The 17,298-nt window shown below is 38.5% G+C and carries 19 protein-coding genes; 7 read left to right on the forward strand and 12 right to left on the reverse strand.

Features of this window, described 5'->3' with window-relative positions; translation table 11 throughout:
• The 6 genes from PATL70BA_RS16535 to PATL70BA_RS07395 form a co-directional block, all read right to left on the reverse strand.
• Positions 1-1,908 carry a TRC40/GET3/ArsA family transport-energizing ATPase gene (locus tag PATL70BA_RS16535; protein ID WP_125136772.1) on the reverse strand — a complete coding sequence of 636 codons (1,908 nt, stop codon included), beginning with the start codon at positions 1,906-1,908 and terminating at the stop codon, positions 1-3.
• Entirely contained in the window at positions 1,901-2,206 is a 306-nt protein-coding gene (arsD, locus tag PATL70BA_RS07375; RefSeq protein WP_125136773.1) for an arsenite efflux transporter metallochaperone ArsD, read from the reverse strand. Before arsD ends, PATL70BA_RS16535 begins: the two co-directional genes overlap by 8 nt.
• A gap of 68 nt (positions 2,207-2,274) precedes the next feature.
• A complete protein-coding gene (locus PATL70BA_RS07380; RefSeq protein WP_125136774.1) occupies positions 2,275-2,634 on the reverse strand; it encodes an ArsR/SmtB family transcription factor in 360 nt (119 codons plus the stop codon).
• 134 nt (positions 2,635-2,768) lie between these two features.
• Positions 2,769-2,999 carry a thioredoxin family protein gene (locus tag PATL70BA_RS07385; protein WP_125136775.1) on the reverse strand — a complete coding sequence of 77 codons (231 nt, stop codon included), beginning with the start codon at positions 2,997-2,999 and terminating at the stop codon, positions 2,769-2,771.
• A 15-nt stretch (positions 3,000-3,014) separates the two neighbouring features.
• A complete protein-coding gene (locus PATL70BA_RS07390; RefSeq protein WP_125136776.1) occupies positions 3,015-4,022 on the reverse strand; it encodes a permease in 1,008 nt (335 codons plus the stop codon).
• A 121-nt stretch (positions 4,023-4,143) separates the two neighbouring features.
• Positions 4,144-4,491 (reverse strand): ArsR/SmtB family transcription factor, encoded by a 348-nt coding sequence (locus tag PATL70BA_RS07395; RefSeq protein ID WP_125136777.1) that lies wholly within the window; start codon positions 4,489-4,491, stop codon positions 4,144-4,146.
• 202 nt (positions 4,492-4,693) lie between these two features.
• On the opposite strand from PATL70BA_RS07395, the gene PATL70BA_RS07400 reads away from it, so the two are divergent.
• A complete protein-coding gene (locus tag PATL70BA_RS07400) occupies positions 4,694-5,968 on the forward strand; it encodes an MFS transporter (protein WP_125136778.1) in 1,275 nt (424 codons plus the stop codon).
• 103 nt (positions 5,969-6,071) lie between these two features.
• A complete protein-coding gene (locus tag PATL70BA_RS07405; protein ID WP_125136779.1) occupies positions 6,072-7,073 on the forward strand; it encodes a YhdH/YhfP family quinone oxidoreductase in 1,002 nt (333 codons plus the stop codon).
• Positions 7,074-7,404: 331 nt separating this feature from the next.
• On the opposite strand, the gene PATL70BA_RS17105 is transcribed toward PATL70BA_RS07405, so the two are convergent.
• Positions 7,405-7,695, reverse strand: a complete 291-nt coding sequence (locus PATL70BA_RS17105; RefSeq protein ID WP_125138436.1) for an IS3 family transposase — start codon at positions 7,693-7,695, stop codon at positions 7,405-7,407.
• A 134-nt stretch (positions 7,696-7,829) separates the two neighbouring features.
• On the opposite strand from PATL70BA_RS17105, the gene PATL70BA_RS07415 reads away from it, so the two are divergent.
• From PATL70BA_RS07415 to PATL70BA_RS16755, 3 genes are all read left to right on the forward strand, one after another.
• On the forward strand, positions 7,830-9,029 hold the full coding sequence (locus PATL70BA_RS07415) for a site-specific integrase (RefSeq protein ID WP_125136780.1): 1,200 nt from the start codon (positions 7,830-7,832) through the stop codon (positions 9,027-9,029).
• On the forward strand, positions 9,026-9,622 hold the full coding sequence (locus PATL70BA_RS07420; RefSeq protein ID WP_125136781.1) for a site-specific integrase: 597 nt from the start codon (positions 9,026-9,028) through the stop codon (positions 9,620-9,622). Before PATL70BA_RS07415 ends, PATL70BA_RS07420 begins: the two co-directional genes overlap by 4 nt.
• A gap of 62 nt (positions 9,623-9,684) precedes the next feature.
• The gene (locus tag PATL70BA_RS16755; RefSeq protein WP_279233244.1) at positions 9,685-9,807 is read left to right on the forward strand and encodes a hypothetical protein; all 123 of its coding nucleotides are present in this window, start codon (positions 9,685-9,687) and stop codon (positions 9,805-9,807) included.
• A gap of 410 nt (positions 9,808-10,217) precedes the next feature.
• Here PATL70BA_RS16755 and PATL70BA_RS16760 read toward each other — a convergent pair whose 3' ends face one another.
• The 4 genes from PATL70BA_RS16760 to PATL70BA_RS07435 form a co-directional block, all read right to left on the reverse strand.
• On the reverse strand, positions 10,218-10,343 hold the full coding sequence (locus tag PATL70BA_RS16760; RefSeq protein WP_279233245.1) for a hypothetical protein: 126 nt from the start codon (positions 10,341-10,343) through the stop codon (positions 10,218-10,220).
• A 60-nt stretch (positions 10,344-10,403) separates the two neighbouring features.
• Entirely contained in the window at positions 10,404-10,724 is a 321-nt protein-coding gene (locus tag PATL70BA_RS07425; RefSeq protein WP_125136782.1) for a transposase, read from the reverse strand.
• 348 nt (positions 10,725-11,072) lie between these two features.
• Complete coding sequence (locus PATL70BA_RS07430) at positions 11,073-11,657, reverse strand: hypothetical protein (RefSeq protein ID WP_125136783.1); 585 nt, start codon at positions 11,655-11,657, stop codon at positions 11,073-11,075.
• Positions 11,658-11,933: 276 nt separating this feature from the next.
• Positions 11,934-13,523, reverse strand: coding sequence for a PucR family transcriptional regulator (locus PATL70BA_RS07435; protein WP_243116011.1), 1,590 nt, complete (start codon positions 13,521-13,523; stop codon positions 11,934-11,936).
• 302 nt (positions 13,524-13,825) lie between these two features.
• On the opposite strand from PATL70BA_RS07435, the gene PATL70BA_RS07440 reads away from it, so the two are divergent.
• Both PATL70BA_RS07440 and PATL70BA_RS07445 read left to right on the forward strand, forming a co-directional pair.
• The gene (locus PATL70BA_RS07440) at positions 13,826-15,769 is read left to right on the forward strand and encodes an oxidoreductase (protein ID WP_125136785.1); all 1,944 of its coding nucleotides are present in this window, start codon (positions 13,826-13,828) and stop codon (positions 15,767-15,769) included.
• A gap of 17 nt (positions 15,770-15,786) precedes the next feature.
• Positions 15,787-16,641, forward strand: a complete 855-nt coding sequence (locus PATL70BA_RS07445; protein WP_125136786.1) for an SDR family NAD(P)-dependent oxidoreductase — start codon at positions 15,787-15,789, stop codon at positions 16,639-16,641.
• A gap of 103 nt (positions 16,642-16,744) precedes the next feature.
• On the opposite strand, the gene PATL70BA_RS07450 is transcribed toward PATL70BA_RS07445, so the two are convergent.
• Positions 16,745-17,245: a hypothetical protein gene (locus PATL70BA_RS07450; protein WP_125136787.1), complete on the reverse strand. Its 501-nt coding sequence runs from the start codon at positions 17,243-17,245 to the stop codon at positions 16,745-16,747.
• Between the last annotated feature and the right edge of the window lie 53 nt (positions 17,246-17,298).

Raw genomic sequence — 17,298 nt, forward strand, 5'->3', positions numbered from 1 at the left:
TTATTTTCCTCCAAAAATGTTTTCTGACATCAACGTGAGCATCTCTAAGCCTCTGATTTCCTTTTCCTGCATCGGTACTTTAAGTACTTGTGATTCTGTAAACTGATCATGAATTTCTTTTAAATATTTTTCCTGCATATTTCTACGATTCCCAAAGAAGGGTGTTACGGCTTGATCATCGGGAATAATTAGATTCGCCACAATGAGTTGTGTATGAACATCTACAGATTTTAACTCTTCTGATGCTCTATAGGCTTCAATAATCGGTGTTTTCTCAGGATACATAACAAAGCCAAAAGTGGTTTCCTCTTTGTTTTTCATCATATTAATAACCTTGTCAAAACGAGCTTTCTGAATCTTATCCGCGGTACTGATTTCTGTTGAAACACCGGCTTTTAGCTGAATCTGCTTACTCCAGTCCATAGGTAACTCAAGAAGTCTTAGTGTATGACCGGTTGGTGCCGTATCAAAAACAATCACTTCAAAAGCATCGCCACTGGCATATTCCATAAACTTTTGGAAGGAAGCCATCTCTTCCGTACAAGGTGAATCCAGTTCTTCTTCCATGGCTTGAATTGTGTTTGCATCAAAATTCAAACGGGCATCTTTTAATATGGATTCTTTATAATCATGGGTCGCTTTTTTCTGGTCAATCTTCACAGCAAATAGATTTGAAATCCCATCGATTTGTGTGACTTCATCTGTAACCGGCTTATCAAGGACATTACCAATATGTGCCGCAGGGTCTGTTGTCATTAGTAAGGTCTTAAACCCTTTATTAGCCGTCTTAACAGCTGTTAGACATGCCATAGATGTTTTACCCACGCCGCCTTTACCGGAGTAAAAGATATGCTTTCTTTTACCTTCTTCCGGATAGATGAGTTTTCCGATATCAAGATCTAAGTTATCCAGATTCATTCTTGGTACTGAATCTTCTTTTGCTTCTTCTTGATCACTATTAGCAACTAAAGCTTCATTTTCTAGAGGTACGTTAAATAGCTTCGCGCCACATTTCTTAAACATAGCCATGCCTTTTAGTTCACCATCAAATAACTCCATGGTTTGGATGGTCACATTCGGAAAGGCTTCATGGGCTTTTTCTTTATAGCCTTGTTGCATCTCGTATCTGGTTTTGAAGAATGGGTTAACGATTTCCGATTCCGGTATGAAGCCGTTGATGATGATTCTGGTTGTGGTCACTCCAATCTGAGCCAACTCGTTGGATGCGCGTACCGTCTCTTGAAGCGATGTTTGTTCCGGTTGCATCACAAAGACAAAGTCAGTTTGTTTTGAATCTCTTAGCTTTGACAGTGCTCGATCATATTTTTCTTTACTTTCTTGAATCAAAGCCACTGGCCCCATACAGGTTTGTCCGCTCCCTTTGGAACTATCTTCAATATGCTTGCTCCAGTCAACAGGAAGCTCCAATAAACGGATTGTATGGCCTGTAGGTGCCGTATCAAATATAATAATGTCATAACTGTCATCATCCATAAAGTCAATGAACTTATCAAATGAAGCCATTTCCTCTGTACATGGTCCGCTGAGTTGTTCCTCAGCAATCTTAATCATTTCTTCATCAAAAAGCTCTCTCATAGGTGCTAATGATCTTTCTTTATATTCCTTTGTAGATTGATCCGGATCGATCTCCATGGCGTATAGATGCTCGATGCCATTAATCTTGGTTATATTATGACCAATCTCCTGATCAAATACATCCGATAAGTTGGCCGCAGGGTCTGTGGTAACGATCATGGTTTTTTTACCCATATTAGCATAATAAACCGCTGTCGTACTAGCCATAGACGTCTTACCTACGCCGCCTTTTCCTGAGAAAAATATAAATTCTGTCTTACTTGTTGTTTTACTTGTTGTTTTATTTGTTGCTTCACTGGATGTTTTATTCATTGATTTTTTGCTCCAATTCTTCAAAAGTCGGATAGGACCCGAATTTTATGATGTTACCATTAAGTGTGGTGATAGGTAGGATATCTCTACCTTTTTCTTTAACGAGTTTGAAAACACTTTCGTTTTCTTTAAACTTCATCGGTTGCTGGGTAATCATATAGCGTTCCACTTTTGCACCCTCATATTTGTTCTTAATGTGTTCGATATTCTCACCGAGCTTTACAAGGCTCTCATCGACACTTGGACCGCAAAGACCTGTTGAACAACACATTGGTGGATCATAAAATTCTATTATCATAATTTTCTCCTTTATGTATATATTTGAGTTTATGCATATACGAAATAAAAAATATTTCTATATATCGTTTACAAAATTGTCTCTTTAAATTCTACGAAAGAACACTTACTATCCTTATACTTCTCAAGTAATGCCATATCTTTTTCATATGTCCTACTTGTTTTACTTTCTTCAACTAACAATTCATAAAGCTTAGGGTAACGTTCTATAAACTTTTTACTAATCTCATAATAAACCCATTGTGCTTTTTTATCATAGCTAATAATACCGGCGTTTTTAAGTTTTGCCAGATGCCTTGATACATTAGATTGTGTCATATTTAAAATCATTTCAACTTCACAAACACATAATTCTCTTTTGAATAATATACCTAGAATTCTAAGCCTATTTTCATCACCAAGTGTTTTGAATATTTCCGATAGTTCCATAAGTCATCACCTCTATTTGTATATGAGCGAAATCGAATATACTAATATTACCTCATATTTTCTTATCCGTCAAGCTAACTGTAATAATGAAAAAAAAGGATCATCAACCTCAAGGTCAATAATCCCTTTTTATACTATACCAAATATTCTTTAATCTCCGATGGCTTTGGCACCCTGCCCATTACTTTTAGCGTTCCATCTACAACAAGTGCCGGTGTACTCATAACGCCATATCCTATAATTTCTTTCATGTCTGTCACTTTTTCCACAGTCGCCTCAATGTTTAATTCTGCAAGTGCTTTTTTTGTGTTTGCTTCTAGATTTGTACAATTTTTACAACCTGGTCCTAATACTTTGATCTCCATAATAGCCTCCTAATTCTAATGTAGTAAAAAGTTAAATAAGTAACCTACTAATATTATACCAAAACTTGTTATTGCAACAAATATTGCAAGTAATTTAGGTTTAATCACTTTTCTAAGTAAGATCATAGCCGGTAAAGATAAGGCCGCTACAGCCATCATAAAGGATAAAGCAGTACCCATGCCCATACCTTTTGATATCAATGCTTCTGCTATCGGAATCGTACCTATGACGTCTGCATAAAGTGGTATACCAACAGCCACACCTACTAAAACAGCAAAGGGATTATCCGGTCCGGCGTATTTGGTCAGAATATCTGCAGGTGCCCAACCATGTATCGCTGCACCAAGTCCTATACCAATTAATAAATAAATCCACACATGCTTTACAATCTTTATTACTTCTTCTATCGAAAAACTAATACGTTCTTTTTTTGTGAGTGTTTGTATTTCCACATCGCCCATGGACATCTCGTACACATAACCTTCAACTTCACTTTCTAGGTTGAACTTCCCTATGACAATACCTCCAATAATACCAATAATGACACCCATGGCTATGTACAGTGCTGCTACTTTCCAACCAAACGCTGCTAACAGTACAATAATAGCGCCTTGATTAATCAGTGGAGATGTAATTAAGAATGAAAAAGTCACACCAAGTGGTATGCCACTCTCAACAAATCCAATAAAGATTGGCACCGATGAACAAGAACAAAAAGGCGTTACAGTTCCAAGCAGTGACGCCATGATGTTTCCTTTTATACCACTGAAATTCTCAAGAATTTTCTTTGTTCGCTCAGGTGGAAAATAACTTCTTATATATGAGATTAAGAAAATCATAATACTTAGAAGCATTAGAATCTTAATCACATCATAGATGAAAAAATGCACTGAAGATCCTAAGTTGGTATCCATAGATAGCTTAAACACATTTTCCACCAAAGCCGCTACCAAGTCATATAACCACTCGAATTTTAGAATACTGGTAAAAACACTCCATACCCCATTTAAAAAATCTAACATATTATAACCTCTTTCTAAATTAAACTTCCACTTGTTTGCTCAGCTTTTTCACATATAGGATTTCTAAGAAATACATACACTTGCTTCTACGTCTTAGTTATCTATATGTTCAATTAAGTTGTTATGCCTCAAATGCTTTTACCTGAATATAGTCTTCTACATGCTCTAACCTATGCATGTCTTTCTTATATGTAGCATCATTCTCTAAGTGAAGAATGATATCTTTAAGCAGAGAGATTAACAATTTATTGGAGTCATCAATGTTATAATACATCATTTGCTCCAGTCTTTTAGATTGAACAAAATTCAAGTCTCTTAGTTTGCCCAGATGCTTTGAGATCTTAGGTTGTGTTTCCTCTAGTACGGCTTGGATTTGACATACACACAAACTTTTATTATAGAGTAAGATCATGGTTCTTAAACGTGTTTCATCTGATAATACCTTAAAAACATCCATAACTTCTGTCACACAAACACCTCCAACTGCAAAATACGTACATGCCCATATGGGTATATACGTATTCTACTATGTTTTTTTCTATATGTCAATGAATATATTGACAATTCTTACTTCATGCAATAACCTTAATACCATATAGGTAAGAAAAGTCCTTAACACATCATCTTAACAAACGGGCTTTCTTATAAATGATAAATGCTATGGAGGTAATATGATTAAGGATAATCAAGACTCAATCACACAAGAACCTTTAGATGAACAAAATAACATAGATGAACTCAACAAAACCCCATACCCGGAACATTGGATACGTAAGACCGTTTTGTTTTTACTAAGTCAAAGCTTTTCTTTATTCGGTTCTGCTTTGGTTCAATTTGCGATCATATGGCATATTACCTTAACAACACAATCCGGTGTTATGATGACCATCTCCACTGTATTTGCCTTTCTTCCCCAACTCGTTATCTCTCTTTTTGCCGGAGTCTGGGCCGATCGGTACAACCGTAAAACACTGATGATCCTTTCGGATTTTCTTATTGCAAGTGCAACGTTAGTTCTAGCTATCTTGTTTTATATGGGATACGGCAGCTTATGGGCGCTTTTTATCGTTTCCGGCATACGCTCTTTAGGGGCAGGTATTCAAACCCCTGCTGTTAATGCTTTTTTACCACAGATTGTCCCTACGGCTAAACTGATGAAAGTCAATGGTATCAACAATAGCATCGGCTCTTTAATTATGTTGGTTTCTCCCATTGTCAGCGGCCTTTTACTTGCTACCTCCACTTTAGAAGTTACTTTTATGATTGATGTCATGACCGCAACCATTGCCATCCTGATTCTTATAGCTTTAAAAGTGCCACCCCATGAAAAAGCCCTCTCGCTGCAACAAGAGGGTTATTTCGATGATCTAAAAGCTGGTCTACTTTATGTACGTGATAACCGCTTCATAAAAGAGATGCTGATTTTTTATGCTGTCTTTTTCTTTTTGTTGGTTCCCGTTGCATTTCTAACACCGCTAATGGTGGCACGTTCTTTTGGTGATGATGTTTGGCGTCTGACGGCTAATGAAGTTGTTTTTTTCCTAGGTTCTATTTTAGGTGGTATCTTGATTTCCATATGGAAAGGCCTAGAAAACCATATCCATACCATCGCTATATCTTGTAGCCTATTGGGTATCTTCACCCTTGGTCTCGGGCTCTCCAAATACTTTTCCATCTACCTATTTTTCATGTTTCTAAGTGGACTCATCGTACCATTTTTTGTTGCTGCTATCACCACATTGCTTCAAGAAAGAATCGATAACAATATGCAAGGAAGAATCTTCGGTTTGACTCAGATCGTCATGGCCGGCGTCATGCCCCTAGGTATGGTCATCGTAGGTCCAATTGCTGACCTTGTCGCAATAGAAATTCTTTTTGTCATCACCGGTTTTCTAATGGCACTCCTTGGTATAAAAGTATATTTCAACAAAAGTTCTCAAGCTTAATGTGATAATATTTAATTGAGCCACTATACGGACTTTGTCTTAAACTATGTTCCTGTTATTATTAATTTGATCTAAAACTATATTTCTTTAAAGGAGTTTTACAATGAATGACAATAAATATAAAGCAATGTTAGTGTCCGTGATTCACGAAAAAGAATTTCAAAGGGAAATTATAATGAGACAAGTCCAAGATCTTCCAAAAGGAGATATTCTAATAAATGTAAAGTATTCTTCACTAAACTATAAAGACGCTCTTTCAGCTACAGGAAATAAAGGCGTAACTAGAAGTTATCCCCATACGCCTGGAATTGATGCTGCTGGTGTTGTAGTAGAAAGTAACAATGATACTTTAAAAGTTGGTGATAAAGTTATTGTAACAGGATATGATTTAGGGATGAATACATCAGGAGGTTATGGAGAGTATATTAGAGTTCCTGCTGAATGGGTTGTTAAACTTCCCGAAAATCTTTCTCTTAGAGAGAGCATGATATTTGGTACAGCTGGATTTACTGCTGCTCTATCCGTTTATAAATTAGTAAACTCAGATGTTAAACCTAAAGATGGAGATATCTTAGTAACAGGTGCAACAGGCGGAGTAGGTAGCATAGCTATCTCAATCTTAAATAGAATTGGCTATAATGTCATCGCTGCTACAGGAAAAACTGATGAAAAAGAAATGCTATTTGGGCTTGGCGCAAAAGAGATCGTTGATAGAAAAGAGATAGATGACAAATCTGAAAGAGCTCTTTCAAAAGGTCGATGGGCCGGTGTAATAGATACAGTAGGTGGAAATATATTAGCTACAGCTATTAAATCAACTAATTATGGCGGTAGTGTGACATGCTGTGGAAATGTCGCATCTCATGAATTCTCAACGTCTGTCTATCCATTTATTTTGCGGGGCATAACATTGTTTGGAATTGATTCTGTTCAATGTCCTATGGATATTAGACTAAAAATCTGGAATGCTTTAGCCTCAGATTGGAAGCCTAATAATTTAAATGATAATGTAGATGAAGTGTCTTTAGAAGGATTAAGTAAAAAAATAGATATGATATTAGCAGGTAAGCACAAAGGTAGAACTATAGTTAATCTTGAATTATAAGTAAGCATACACTCTACAGCACAGAGTACCACTAAAAACCTGTGATAAATCATCTCAATCCTTTTACATTCCTGTATATCCAATGCTTACATCAAAAAACTGCAGTTACTTATGGTACGGGTCACCGTACTTCATTTCAGGCGGTTTTTTCTCGCTTCTTCCTGTCTAATTGTTCTATCAATAAGTCCACTTATTCCTACAATGTCAATTTTCTCGTACTCTTTGAAACAGCGACCCATTACTAAAAAACTTCTATAATACTGACTTACAATTTTTTTATCATTATCTACAAATGAAGTGACCCCATAACAGCAGACAACCAAATGGCTCACTAAGCAGCACCTTGACGATATTCAAACGGTGACATTTTAGTTCTTAACTGAATTCGTTCGTTGTTATAAAATTCAATATATTCATCTATATCCTTTGCAATCTCTTCAATAGTCATATTACTTGTGTCTGGCAACCATTCTGCCTTTAATGTGGAAAAGAAGCTTTCTATAGGTGCATTATCAATAGGAGTACCAGGCCTAGACATAGAAGCTATAATACCACAACTTTCAATATAGCTGTGATATTCATGAGAAGTATATTGAGCCCCTTGATCACTATTATCCTGAATTCGGCATAACTCTGACTATACCGAAGAAAATACTATGTCGAAGTTTTTTCAAATGCTTTAATATACTGGTTTCTTTGCAAAAACTTCGGCATAGTATTTATACTTGAAGTACCAAGAAAAGGAGGTGCTTCAAGATGACAATTAAAACCATTTGCGAACTTTGTCTTCAAGCAGTAACTGATGCAGGCTATAATGAGTCAACAATCTTCAACTATCAAGGTGTTATAAGGCGATTCAAAAAGTTCTGTATGAAAAAGAATGTGACAGAATACTCATACGATATCGGTGAACAGTATGCCAATGATGTTATCAGCAAGAAAACAGGAAAATTCAGTAAAAACCGATATCATACTCAAGGAAGGTTTATTAGGCTGATAGATTCTTACTTCGACACAGGAACCTTTGATTTTTCAGTAGTTAAACGTGGAAAGATTTCGCCAAAAAACCAACAGCATAAGATTATATACGAAGACTATCAAAAATTCCTTAAATCCATTTATGACAACGAAAATACAATTCATTTCTATGAGTATGGAATGTATTGCATTTTAGAATTTTTAGTCAATATTTCTGTTTATAACTTATGTGATCTTGAGCCACATATGGTCATTAGATATATAAAAGAGACCAAGCAAACCAGGCAGCGTGAAGTTTTATGCGAGCTTAGAAATATCTTTAGATATCTTGAAAGAACAGACTTAACATCTGCTATTGCAGGAATACATGCTCCAAGAATTCATAAAATCATTCCACTTCTTACTGATGAAGAATGTAAAAAACTGGAATCAGTTATTACTGATGGCAAGATAACATTAAGGGATGCCGCTATTGTAATCATAGGCTTATCTTGTGGTATTAGAGCTTGTGACTTGATAAATCTTAAACTGTCAGATATAGATTGGAATAATGACATAATTACATTTAGGCAAAGTAAAACTGGAAATCTTGTTTGCTTGCCTCTTACTCCAACAGTTGGGAATGCAATAGCTAGATATATCGTGAATGAACGACCTGATGTAGAAAGTAACTTTCTCTTTCTAAGAACACTTGCACCATTTACCCCACTTTCTGATCACGCTTCATGTCATGCCATTGTGAGCAAGGTATTTATGAGTGCAGGTATCGATAAAGGTTCACGCATTTGGGGTATGCATATGCTCAGGCATAACGCCGCATCAACTATAGTGAGAAATGAAGTTCCGATAGAGACTATTGCAGCTATACTAGGACATTCAACTCCTGATACAACTGATATATACATAACAACCGACGTTGAAAGACTCAAAGAATGTGTACTTCCAATGGCTAACATCTCTAAGGAGGTGAATCCATGAACGAGTACATCAGCAAATTAGCACCACATATAATAGAATTTATCGAATTCAAAAATGCATTAGGCATCGAATATAAAACAAGCAGGTATTATCTGAAACAGCTTGACATATTTAACTACAATCATAAAAATCTCAGTAATCTTGACCGTGAAACTGTTGAAGAATGGGCATTGTTACATGCTGAAAAGTCAATATCTGGAGACCGGAGCTGGATATCACCAATAAGAGAATTCGGAAGATACCTTCTGAGTGTTGGATATGAAGCTTATGTACTTGATAACAGGTTTACTATTCAGCGTTATCGTCCTGAAGTATATTTAATGACAGAATCAGAAATACAAAGTTTCTTTATGGAGTGTGATCACTTTGTATTAAGGCACAAAGCCTTGGGACGTCCATATGTCCTTCCTGCATTATACAGATTTCTGTACTGTTGTGGTGCAAGATGCGGCGAAGCACGTAAACTGAAATGCGAAGACGTATACTTAAAGGAAGGGTATGTAGATATCCTTCAAACAAAAGCTCATAGAGACCGCAGATTATACTTATCTGATGAGTTAAAAAATATTTGGTCAAGTATGATGCTGCTATAAACAAGTGTGTAACAAACCGCAGTGAACTGGATTGAACTCAAAAGCACAGATCAGATAATATAATGAGGCAATTAGAAATATATGATGGTAAACCGATGAACTTGGACCGCCTATATCTGCATGATTATATGGAAATCTCTCGGATATCTGTTGAAGCCTTAGAAAAACAGGTCTTAGTTGATTGATGCCTTTACAAGAGCATAAAAGGTATCCCCAAAGATTTAAAGCTTACAGAATACGATCAGTAGTGACTTTGAGTTGAGAGGTATTCGGAAGTATTACTGCACCTTCTTTGCTATGACGCTCTCTTTATGGGTTGCAGGAACTTGCCCTGGATCTAGATGTAAGTAACACAGGAAAATCAGAAATATCCATTTAGAACTCTTAGCATCCTGATAAAAAGAAAATCCTTGTCGACGGATAGCATTAGCTTGCCAGCATCTCACGCAAATGCCAAAGCCATGGATTTATGCCATATTATGCAGTTACATTTCTACGAATCAGGATTTTACTTTGCTCGAACTATGCCATATCAGCGGAAGATTCTTTACTCACTCATATGTCGAAGAATTCAGATATTCGAGCATAGTCACTGTTAATGATGTCGATAGGTTGCTACTGCATCTTCTCGTGTAATGGCTGAATTTGCCAAATCTGTTATGTAGGTGATAACGGCATGATGAAGCAGCGGATAGATTATAAAAGACAGCATGTATCGCAAGATGAATCCTTCTAACGGTAAGCTGCAGAATTTCATCTTTCGATGGCCAATCTGATTAGATCAAGCTTTTTTAACGCGCATTTGTATGATTTGTTTGTCTTTTTTTTTAAGCCAGTCCACATCCAATGTCAGTTCCCCAATTTTTTTAACGAGAAGCTCCTTTTCTTCTTCGTGATCCTGCTTCATTTTTTCAATATCCTCATTCCGTTTATTGAATACTGCAGGCATATTGGCTAGAAATTCAGATTTCCAGCGGCTTATCAATTGTTGTGCGACATCGTGTTTCTTGGCTATTTCAGCTAACGTGCTCTCTTCGCGCAGGAGTTCAAGCACTATTGCTGCCTTCTCCTCGGGGGTCCATGTTCTTCTAGTTTTAGTCATACATTCAGTTTATCTTATTTTTCAAAATTTGTGTCCAACTCTATGTGCACATTATATTGTTTCTTTTTTCTTTCCAGAAAGATTACTGTCTACAATATCGAAATCTTCTCTTGGTATAAGTGCATCTAAATTTACTTTTTCCATATTTCCCTCCAATGGTGTAAAATCCCATATAAATCATCATACTAATATGACATAACTAGATGATCATAGCTTAATCATTTTTATATATAAATATCATCTATCTGATTCAATTAAAATGAATCTATACTCAGCATTGACTTCATACAAAGAACACTCATTTCATCAAGAGCTTAATGAAAAACTCTTGGTGACTATACTTTCAAGTTATTTAAGGGTAAAGGAGCACTCTCCATCATTAAGCATTTCTTCATGGTTTTCATGACATAGAGAATATATGATCCAAAGGAGATAAATTTTTGATGCTGCAAAAGCTGCAATACCCTCAGCTCTCATAAGTGGCTGATTAAATATGTAGAAAAGTAAAAAAGCTGCTATGGTTATGCCCATGAGTAAAGTAAAGTTTCTGTCTTTAGATGCATATTTTCTTGCAGCATCTATTCGGTCCATCCAGTCAAAATTAAGAACCGTCTCCTCCAGAATTTTATGGAACACGATTAATTGAATGATGATATGAATAAGAGGATAATACCTCAGTTGTGCAAAGCTGATCATCTCACTATGGTTAAGCAGATAGAGAACTCCTCCTGTTACTGACACTGCAGCCAGTCTTATTGTAAGAAGCCTGAGCTTTGAAAAATCACCAAAAAGTGATTTTTTGTCATTGTTACCCAGACCTGCCACGATAATAACCCATCCTGCAAGGGTCATCAGAAGCGCCACTAACCCGCTTACGCCGGCAAAACTAACGAACATGGCGCCCCAAAACATTTTCTTATATCCTTCTGTCATTTCGTTTCCCCCTAATCAGCTATCTAAATGATGCTTTTCTAATTGATCCAATGAAAAGCAGAAATCACACCCTACATAATATAAACAATTAGAGGGTGTGATCTGTTACACAAGATATTAAATAAATTTGCTGAATCTGTGAAGAATATTATGTGATGATCAGAAGAGCATCAATTTGCCTGTCATAAGCTTCGAGGAAAAAGCTCTTTTTGTCATGATTCACATTCATTTAAACGGTTTTGTTTTCATCCCCTGCTTCTTTCTATATAGCAATGCCTAAACTGCTACTCTGCAGTACTTCTCCACTTTAAATCCGTAGCTGAGCCTGAAAATATCTTCATTACTCGACAGATCCAGTCCAGTCAACTCAATGATCTTATTGATTCTGTAGGAAAGACTGTTTCTGTGTATGGACAGCGCTTCTGCCGTTTTGACCATTTGAGACTGGTGGTCCACTAAAACCTGAAGGGTTTTATAGAGTTCTCCATTATGGATCTGATCGTATTTTCTAAGAATATTCAAGGCAGGATGAGCATACTGCAGAAGATCTTTCTCGTTAAGATTGCTGAGCATAATGTAGAAACTGTAATCAGAGAAATACATTATCTCTTTTTCAATCTGAAGTCTTTTTGAGATCTTATAAAGCTGAGCGCTTTGCCCATAAGCATCCTTTAACGCCATAATATCCGTGCACGGACTGCTCATGCCCATGTGGATGACACCTTGCTGGAAAAGACCAAGAAGTCTTCTCTCTTCCTCCGAAGTAAGCCTTCCATCTTGAGAAAGCCTGCAGATGACAAGTAGATTCCCTTGTTCTTCCAGACAGAAGGCACCAGGGAGAATATTCTTAATTTGCTCCTTCAAGAATGTTGTGGCTTGAATACTGTTTAAGTATTCATTTGTCTTCATCATCAAGCAGCTCATCTTTTCAGGAAGTTCAATCTGATTGATTTTGAACCTGATCTTAATGAGTTCTTCATCTCCCCCATGGATCAGTTCATGAATCAGATTTTCTTCCTGAGATCCAAATACCCCCTTATGCTCTTTTGTCCGAAGAAGAACCTCACACACTGAGCTGCCCACCATTGGAAGATACTCTTCAATTAAGGCATTCTCGATTTCTCTTTTCTTCAGCATAATGACGTAGCCGACAAGTCGGTCCTTGTTAAAAATTTTACTGCATGACTTTACATAGGCAGAAAAACTGCAGTTCACCTCATAGACATCGGAGTTATGAGGGAAAGGTCTGATCTGGTCTATCTTGTGTACTTCTTTGATAAACTCATAGGAGCAGTAACCCCTCCTGATATTCGCTTTCCATATGTCATCATCAATATCTTCCATGGAGGATACGTCAAGAATTTTAAACCCGGCATCAATAATAATGACTGGATTTTCAAGTGTCTTTTCCGAAACCTTTAGTATGCTCTTAAGATCAGCCCCTCTCATGGCAAGAGCCATAAGCTCAATCACCTGATAACTGGTCTTAAGTTTTTTCTGCATAATATTATTCACTGCCTGAAGCGCTTTCAAAGTGTGCTCTTCTCGTATCAGGGCATAGTTTGATATCATGCCGTTCTCCAGTGAATACGCCAAATGTCTGCTAACGGATTCATCCTCAAAATCTCTCTCTTTTATTCCGATAATGGCAGACAGGCCAGCCCCTTTCTCAGGGCTGTCCGCTTCGGCTTTAATCCATGATATGATCTCCTCTATATTTCCAATATAGAGCTTTTTCCTGATATTTTGAGCTCCATTCTCAAAAAGACAAATCTCACTAATTTCATCCTCTACTGTAATTTCTGATCTTAAAATCTCCAGTCTGTTTTCCTGCTTAAGTACCCTTAAGACGCTTCTGAAATCCATCACTTTCCCCTCTTTCCATTATACAGATTCTTATATTGACACCACTTGGGCAAGACGCACAAATACTCCTCTGATATTCATGCACTCCTCATCTATCGCCTTCTGAATTCATATGTTATTATTATAACAGACTCTTCATGAATTGTCTTAAATCTACACATCGCTTCAATGCCTGAACTTTTGAATCCTGAGTAAAAACTGAAAAATATATGCTGAGTACAATGATTTTTCAAGTCTTTAAAATCAGGGTTTTGTTCAAAATGCCAAAATATATTTTATGAATATCTTAAGAGGAGATTGTTATGAAATACGAAAAGTTATTTGAAAGAGGTAGAATCGGAAAACTTAACCTGAAAAACCGTGTGGTTATGCCTGCCATCGGCGTTAACCTTGCCAATTCCCAAGGAGAAGCTACAGATGTGATTACCAGGTACTACGAAGAAAGAGCCAAAGGTGGAGTTGGTCTGATCATCACGGAGATTGCTCGTATTGATGATGAATATGGTGTCGGTACACCGAATCAGCTTTCAGTCACTGAAGGGCGTCATATTCCCCATTTGGAGAGAATGATTGAAACCATTCAGAAGCATGGCACAAAAGTGTTTATTCAGCTTCATCACCCCGGCAGAGAAACCAAAAGCAGTCTCATAGGCGGAAAACAGATTGTTGCGCCTTCTGCCATCATGTGCAAGGCGACTCAGGAAATGCCGCGTGCCCTGACCACCGAAGAGTGTGAGGGCCTTGTGAAGAGCTTCATCAAAGGTGCAGTCATCTCCAAAACTGCCGGTGCAGACGGAGTAGAGATTCATGCCGCTCATGGTTACCTTCTTAATCAGTTTATCTCCCCTTACACCAACGTCAGGACAGATAAATATGGTGGAAGTTTCCATAACAGATTAAGAATTCTTTCAGAGATCATAACTGGAATCAAATACATGTGTGGAGCGGACTTTCCTGTTTCAGTAAGGATCAGCGCTGATGAATTCGTTGAGGGCGGCTTAAAGCTTCCTGAGTCGGTCAAGATCGCCAGAACCTTAGAGAGCCTGGGCATAGATGCAATCAATGTCAGCAGTGGAACCTACGAAAGTGCCACCACCATCATTGAGCCTGGATCCTATCCACAGGGATGGAAAAAGCATTTGGCTACAGAGATCCGCAAAAATGTTAAGATCCCTGTCATCGCAGTAAACAATATTAAAGACCCTCAAACTGCTGAGCAGCTTTTAAATGATGGTGTCTGCGACTTTGTTGGAGTGGCTCGTGGTCATCTGGCTGACCCCAACTGGGTAAATAAAGCAAGAGACGGAAAAAGCGATCAGATCAGAAAATGTATCGGCTGCCTAAACTGTTTTGCCGAGCTCAATCAGGGAAGACACACGAAGTGTGCGGTTAATGCCAGAGTAGGGCGGGAAATCGAATTTTCAGACCCTAATATAGATGGAGAAGGAAAGACTGTTGTGGTAATCGGTGGTGGACCTGCCGGGATGCAGGCTGCCTTACTTCTTGATCAGAGAAAGTACAGAACCATCCTCATTGATGAGAGAGAGAAACTTGGCGGAACGCTCAATGTAGCTGACAAGGCCCCCATCAAGGAGAAAGTGGCTGACATGAATAACGGAATGATCCGTGAGATTGAAGAGAGCGGCGTTGATGTGAGAATGAATACGAAGGCTACTGTAGAAATGGTGAAGGAACTGAATCCTGATGGCATTTTCGTTGCAGTAGGTGCCACGCCTGCCATTCCACCTATCCCAGGAATTCAAGGGAAAAATGTCATGCTTGCAGAAGATGTACTCACCGGGAAGTCCGTGGCCACAGGCAGAGTTGCCGTAATCGGTTCAGGACTTACAGGTCTTGAGACCGCAGAGCTTCTTGCTGACAAGGGTCATCCCATTACCCTTGTGGAGATGCAGAAAAACATCGGCCCTGGCATTAACCGCACCATTTTAGTGGACTTGATGATGAGATTCCAGAAACATGAACCTGTAATTATTCCCAATCATCGCCTGATGGGGATATCAGAAAACGGCATCACCATTATGAATCAGATGAACAATCAGGTTATGCAGATAGAGGCGGATACCGTCGTTCTTGCCCTAGGAGTAGCACCAAGGCGCTCTATGGTGAATGAGTTCTTGGACGCATTCGAGAATATCCGGGTCATCGGCGATGCAGAGAAAGCTGGGCGTATTCAGGAAGCCATTAAAGAAGGATACAGCCAGGCCTTTGCTTTCACCACTAAGTAAGAAGGGGGATTTTTACCATGAAAGATTTTAAAAATAAGGTTGCCGTTATTACCGGAGCAGGTAATGGATTCGGATTTGAAATTGCCAAAGAATGTGCAAGCCGGGAAATGAAACTGGTTCTTGCTGACATTGATGAAGAAAGTTTAACCGCTGCTGTGTCCTATTTTAAACATAAGGGTGCTGAGGTTACCGGTGTCCACTGTGACGTCACCCTCGACAGTGAAATCGGGAAAATGGTGGATACCGCTATGAACACCTATGGAAGCATTGATTTTCTTGTCAATAATGCTGGTGTCGCCATCTCAGGTCCCGTATGGGAGCTCCCTCTTCAAGACTGGGACTGGATTGTGGGTGCAAATCTCATGAGTCAGATTTACGCCATGAAACGGGTTATCCCCATCATGCTTAAGCAGGGTTCTGAGTGTCATATCCTGAATGTGGCATCCATTGCAGGACTGATCACAACAAACGGCATGCCCGCTTATCACACTACAAAGCATGCAAGTGTGGCGCTAAGTGAGAGTACAAGCTTTGATCTTCAAGCCATAAATGCCAATATCCAGATGTCCGTATTTTGTCCCGGATTTGTTCAGACAGACCTTCATCATCATGAGAACCATCGTCCTGAAAGATTCTCGGACAAGAGCGATCCATACTACAGTTCTCCTCAATATGCGGCAGGACTTAAGAGAGCCGAGTTTGTCATCACAACAGGAATGCCCATTAACAGCATAGGCATGAGTGTGATGAACGGCATCGAAGAAAATCAGTTCTACATCCTGACTCACCCGATCTATAACACCCTGGTAGGTAGACGAGTGAAGGACATCCTTGAGGGAAGAGGTCCTGATCTTAAGGTGCTAAGGGGCTAGTCTCTTCAGTTTATGCTTCAAACTGACCAGGCTTCTGGCCAATGAGACTAAATATTCTTCTAAACTCCATGTTTTTCAGTATATCCAAAAAAACCCATTTATTCTAAAAGGCGCCGACTCCATCTGGAGACGCCGCCTTTTCATTTGGCTCTGTATGAAAGTAGTGTTGAATAAAGGTAGAGTAGGTCGGAGGAATTTCTTCCTCCTTCCCCTCATCAAATATCAAAGCGATGGCCGTTCTCTTGCTTGGTCGATAGTCTTTATCATTTTTGATCTTGGAGTATAGCTTGCGATCCATATGAGCCCGCTTATAGACTTCCGTTTCCGACATTCCCGTTTCCACAATCATTTCAAGCAGTTGTTCAGTGAATGTAGCTGTTCGTTTTGACAATCTCGACGAAATCTCATGCTCATCTTCCTGCCTCCGCCTCCTTCTTAAAAAAGTCGGTATAGCAAGGTCTTGAGAATTAGCTTCTGCCTCGTAGGTGCTTATCGGCTCCATAAAGTTTAAACTGATGAATTTCTCGACTTCTGTTCGTATGTGTTGCATTTTGTCGTCAACATCATTTTGAACAACGCTTAAATTCTCCAAACTTTTGGGCATATTTAACTCCTCTTATAGCCATATGGCTATATATGCATGTTTCAGAACCCGTA

This window comes from Petrocella atlantisensis (genome assembly GCF_900538275.1).
Classification (GTDB): domain Bacteria; phylum Bacillota; class Clostridia; order Lachnospirales; family Vallitaleaceae; genus Petrocella; species Petrocella atlantisensis.

Bases quoted from the DNA above. Each gene is read 5' to 3' on its own strand.
- PATL70BA_RS16535 (WP_125136772.1), bottom strand. From the start codon at position 1,908: ATGAATAAAACATCCAGTGAAGCAACAAATAAAACAACAAGTAAAACA.
- PATL70BA_RS07445 (WP_125136786.1), top strand. From the start codon at position 15,787: ATGAAAGATTTTAAAAATAAGGTTGCCGTTATTACCGGAGCAGGTAAT.
- PATL70BA_RS07400 (WP_125136778.1), top strand. From the start codon at position 4,694: ATGATTAAGGATAATCAAGACTCAATCACACAAGAACCTTTAGATGAA.
- PATL70BA_RS07385 (WP_125136775.1), bottom strand. From the start codon at position 2,999: ATGGAGATCAAAGTATTAGGACCAGGTTGTAAAAATTGTACAAATCTA.
- PATL70BA_RS07390 (WP_125136776.1), bottom strand. From the start codon at position 4,022: ATGTTAGATTTTTTAAATGGGGTATGGAGTGTTTTTACCAGTATTCTA.
- PATL70BA_RS16755 (WP_279233244.1), top strand. From the start codon at position 9,685: ATGAGGCAATTAGAAATATATGATGGTAAACCGATGAACTTGGACCGC.
- PATL70BA_RS07440 (WP_125136785.1), top strand. From the start codon at position 13,826: ATGAAATACGAAAAGTTATTTGAAAGAGGTAGAATCGGAAAACTTAAC.
- PATL70BA_RS07415 (WP_125136780.1), top strand. From the start codon at position 7,830: ATGACAATTAAAACCATTTGCGAACTTTGTCTTCAAGCAGTAACTGAT.
- PATL70BA_RS07405 (WP_125136779.1), top strand. From the start codon at position 6,072: ATGAATGACAATAAATATAAAGCAATGTTAGTGTCCGTGATTCACGAA.
- PATL70BA_RS07425 (WP_125136782.1), bottom strand. From the start codon at position 10,724: ATGACTAAAACTAGAAGAACATGGACCCCCGAGGAGAAGGCAGCAATA.
- arsD (WP_125136773.1), bottom strand. From the start codon at position 2,206: ATGATAATAGAATTTTATGATCCACCAATGTGTTGTTCAACAGGTCTT.
- PATL70BA_RS07450 (WP_125136787.1), bottom strand. From the start codon at position 17,245: ATGCCCAAAAGTTTGGAGAATTTAAGCGTTGTTCAAAATGATGTTGAC.
- PATL70BA_RS07430 (WP_125136783.1), bottom strand. From the start codon at position 11,657: ATGACAGAAGGATATAAGAAAATGTTTTGGGGCGCCATGTTCGTTAGT.
- PATL70BA_RS07420 (WP_125136781.1), top strand. From the start codon at position 9,026: ATGAACGAGTACATCAGCAAATTAGCACCACATATAATAGAATTTATC.
- PATL70BA_RS07380 (WP_125136774.1), bottom strand. From the start codon at position 2,634: ATGGAACTATCGGAAATATTCAAAACACTTGGTGATGAAAATAGGCTT.
- PATL70BA_RS07435 (WP_243116011.1), bottom strand. From the start codon at position 13,523: ATGGATTTCAGAAGCGTCTTAAGGGTACTTAAGCAGGAAAACAGACTG.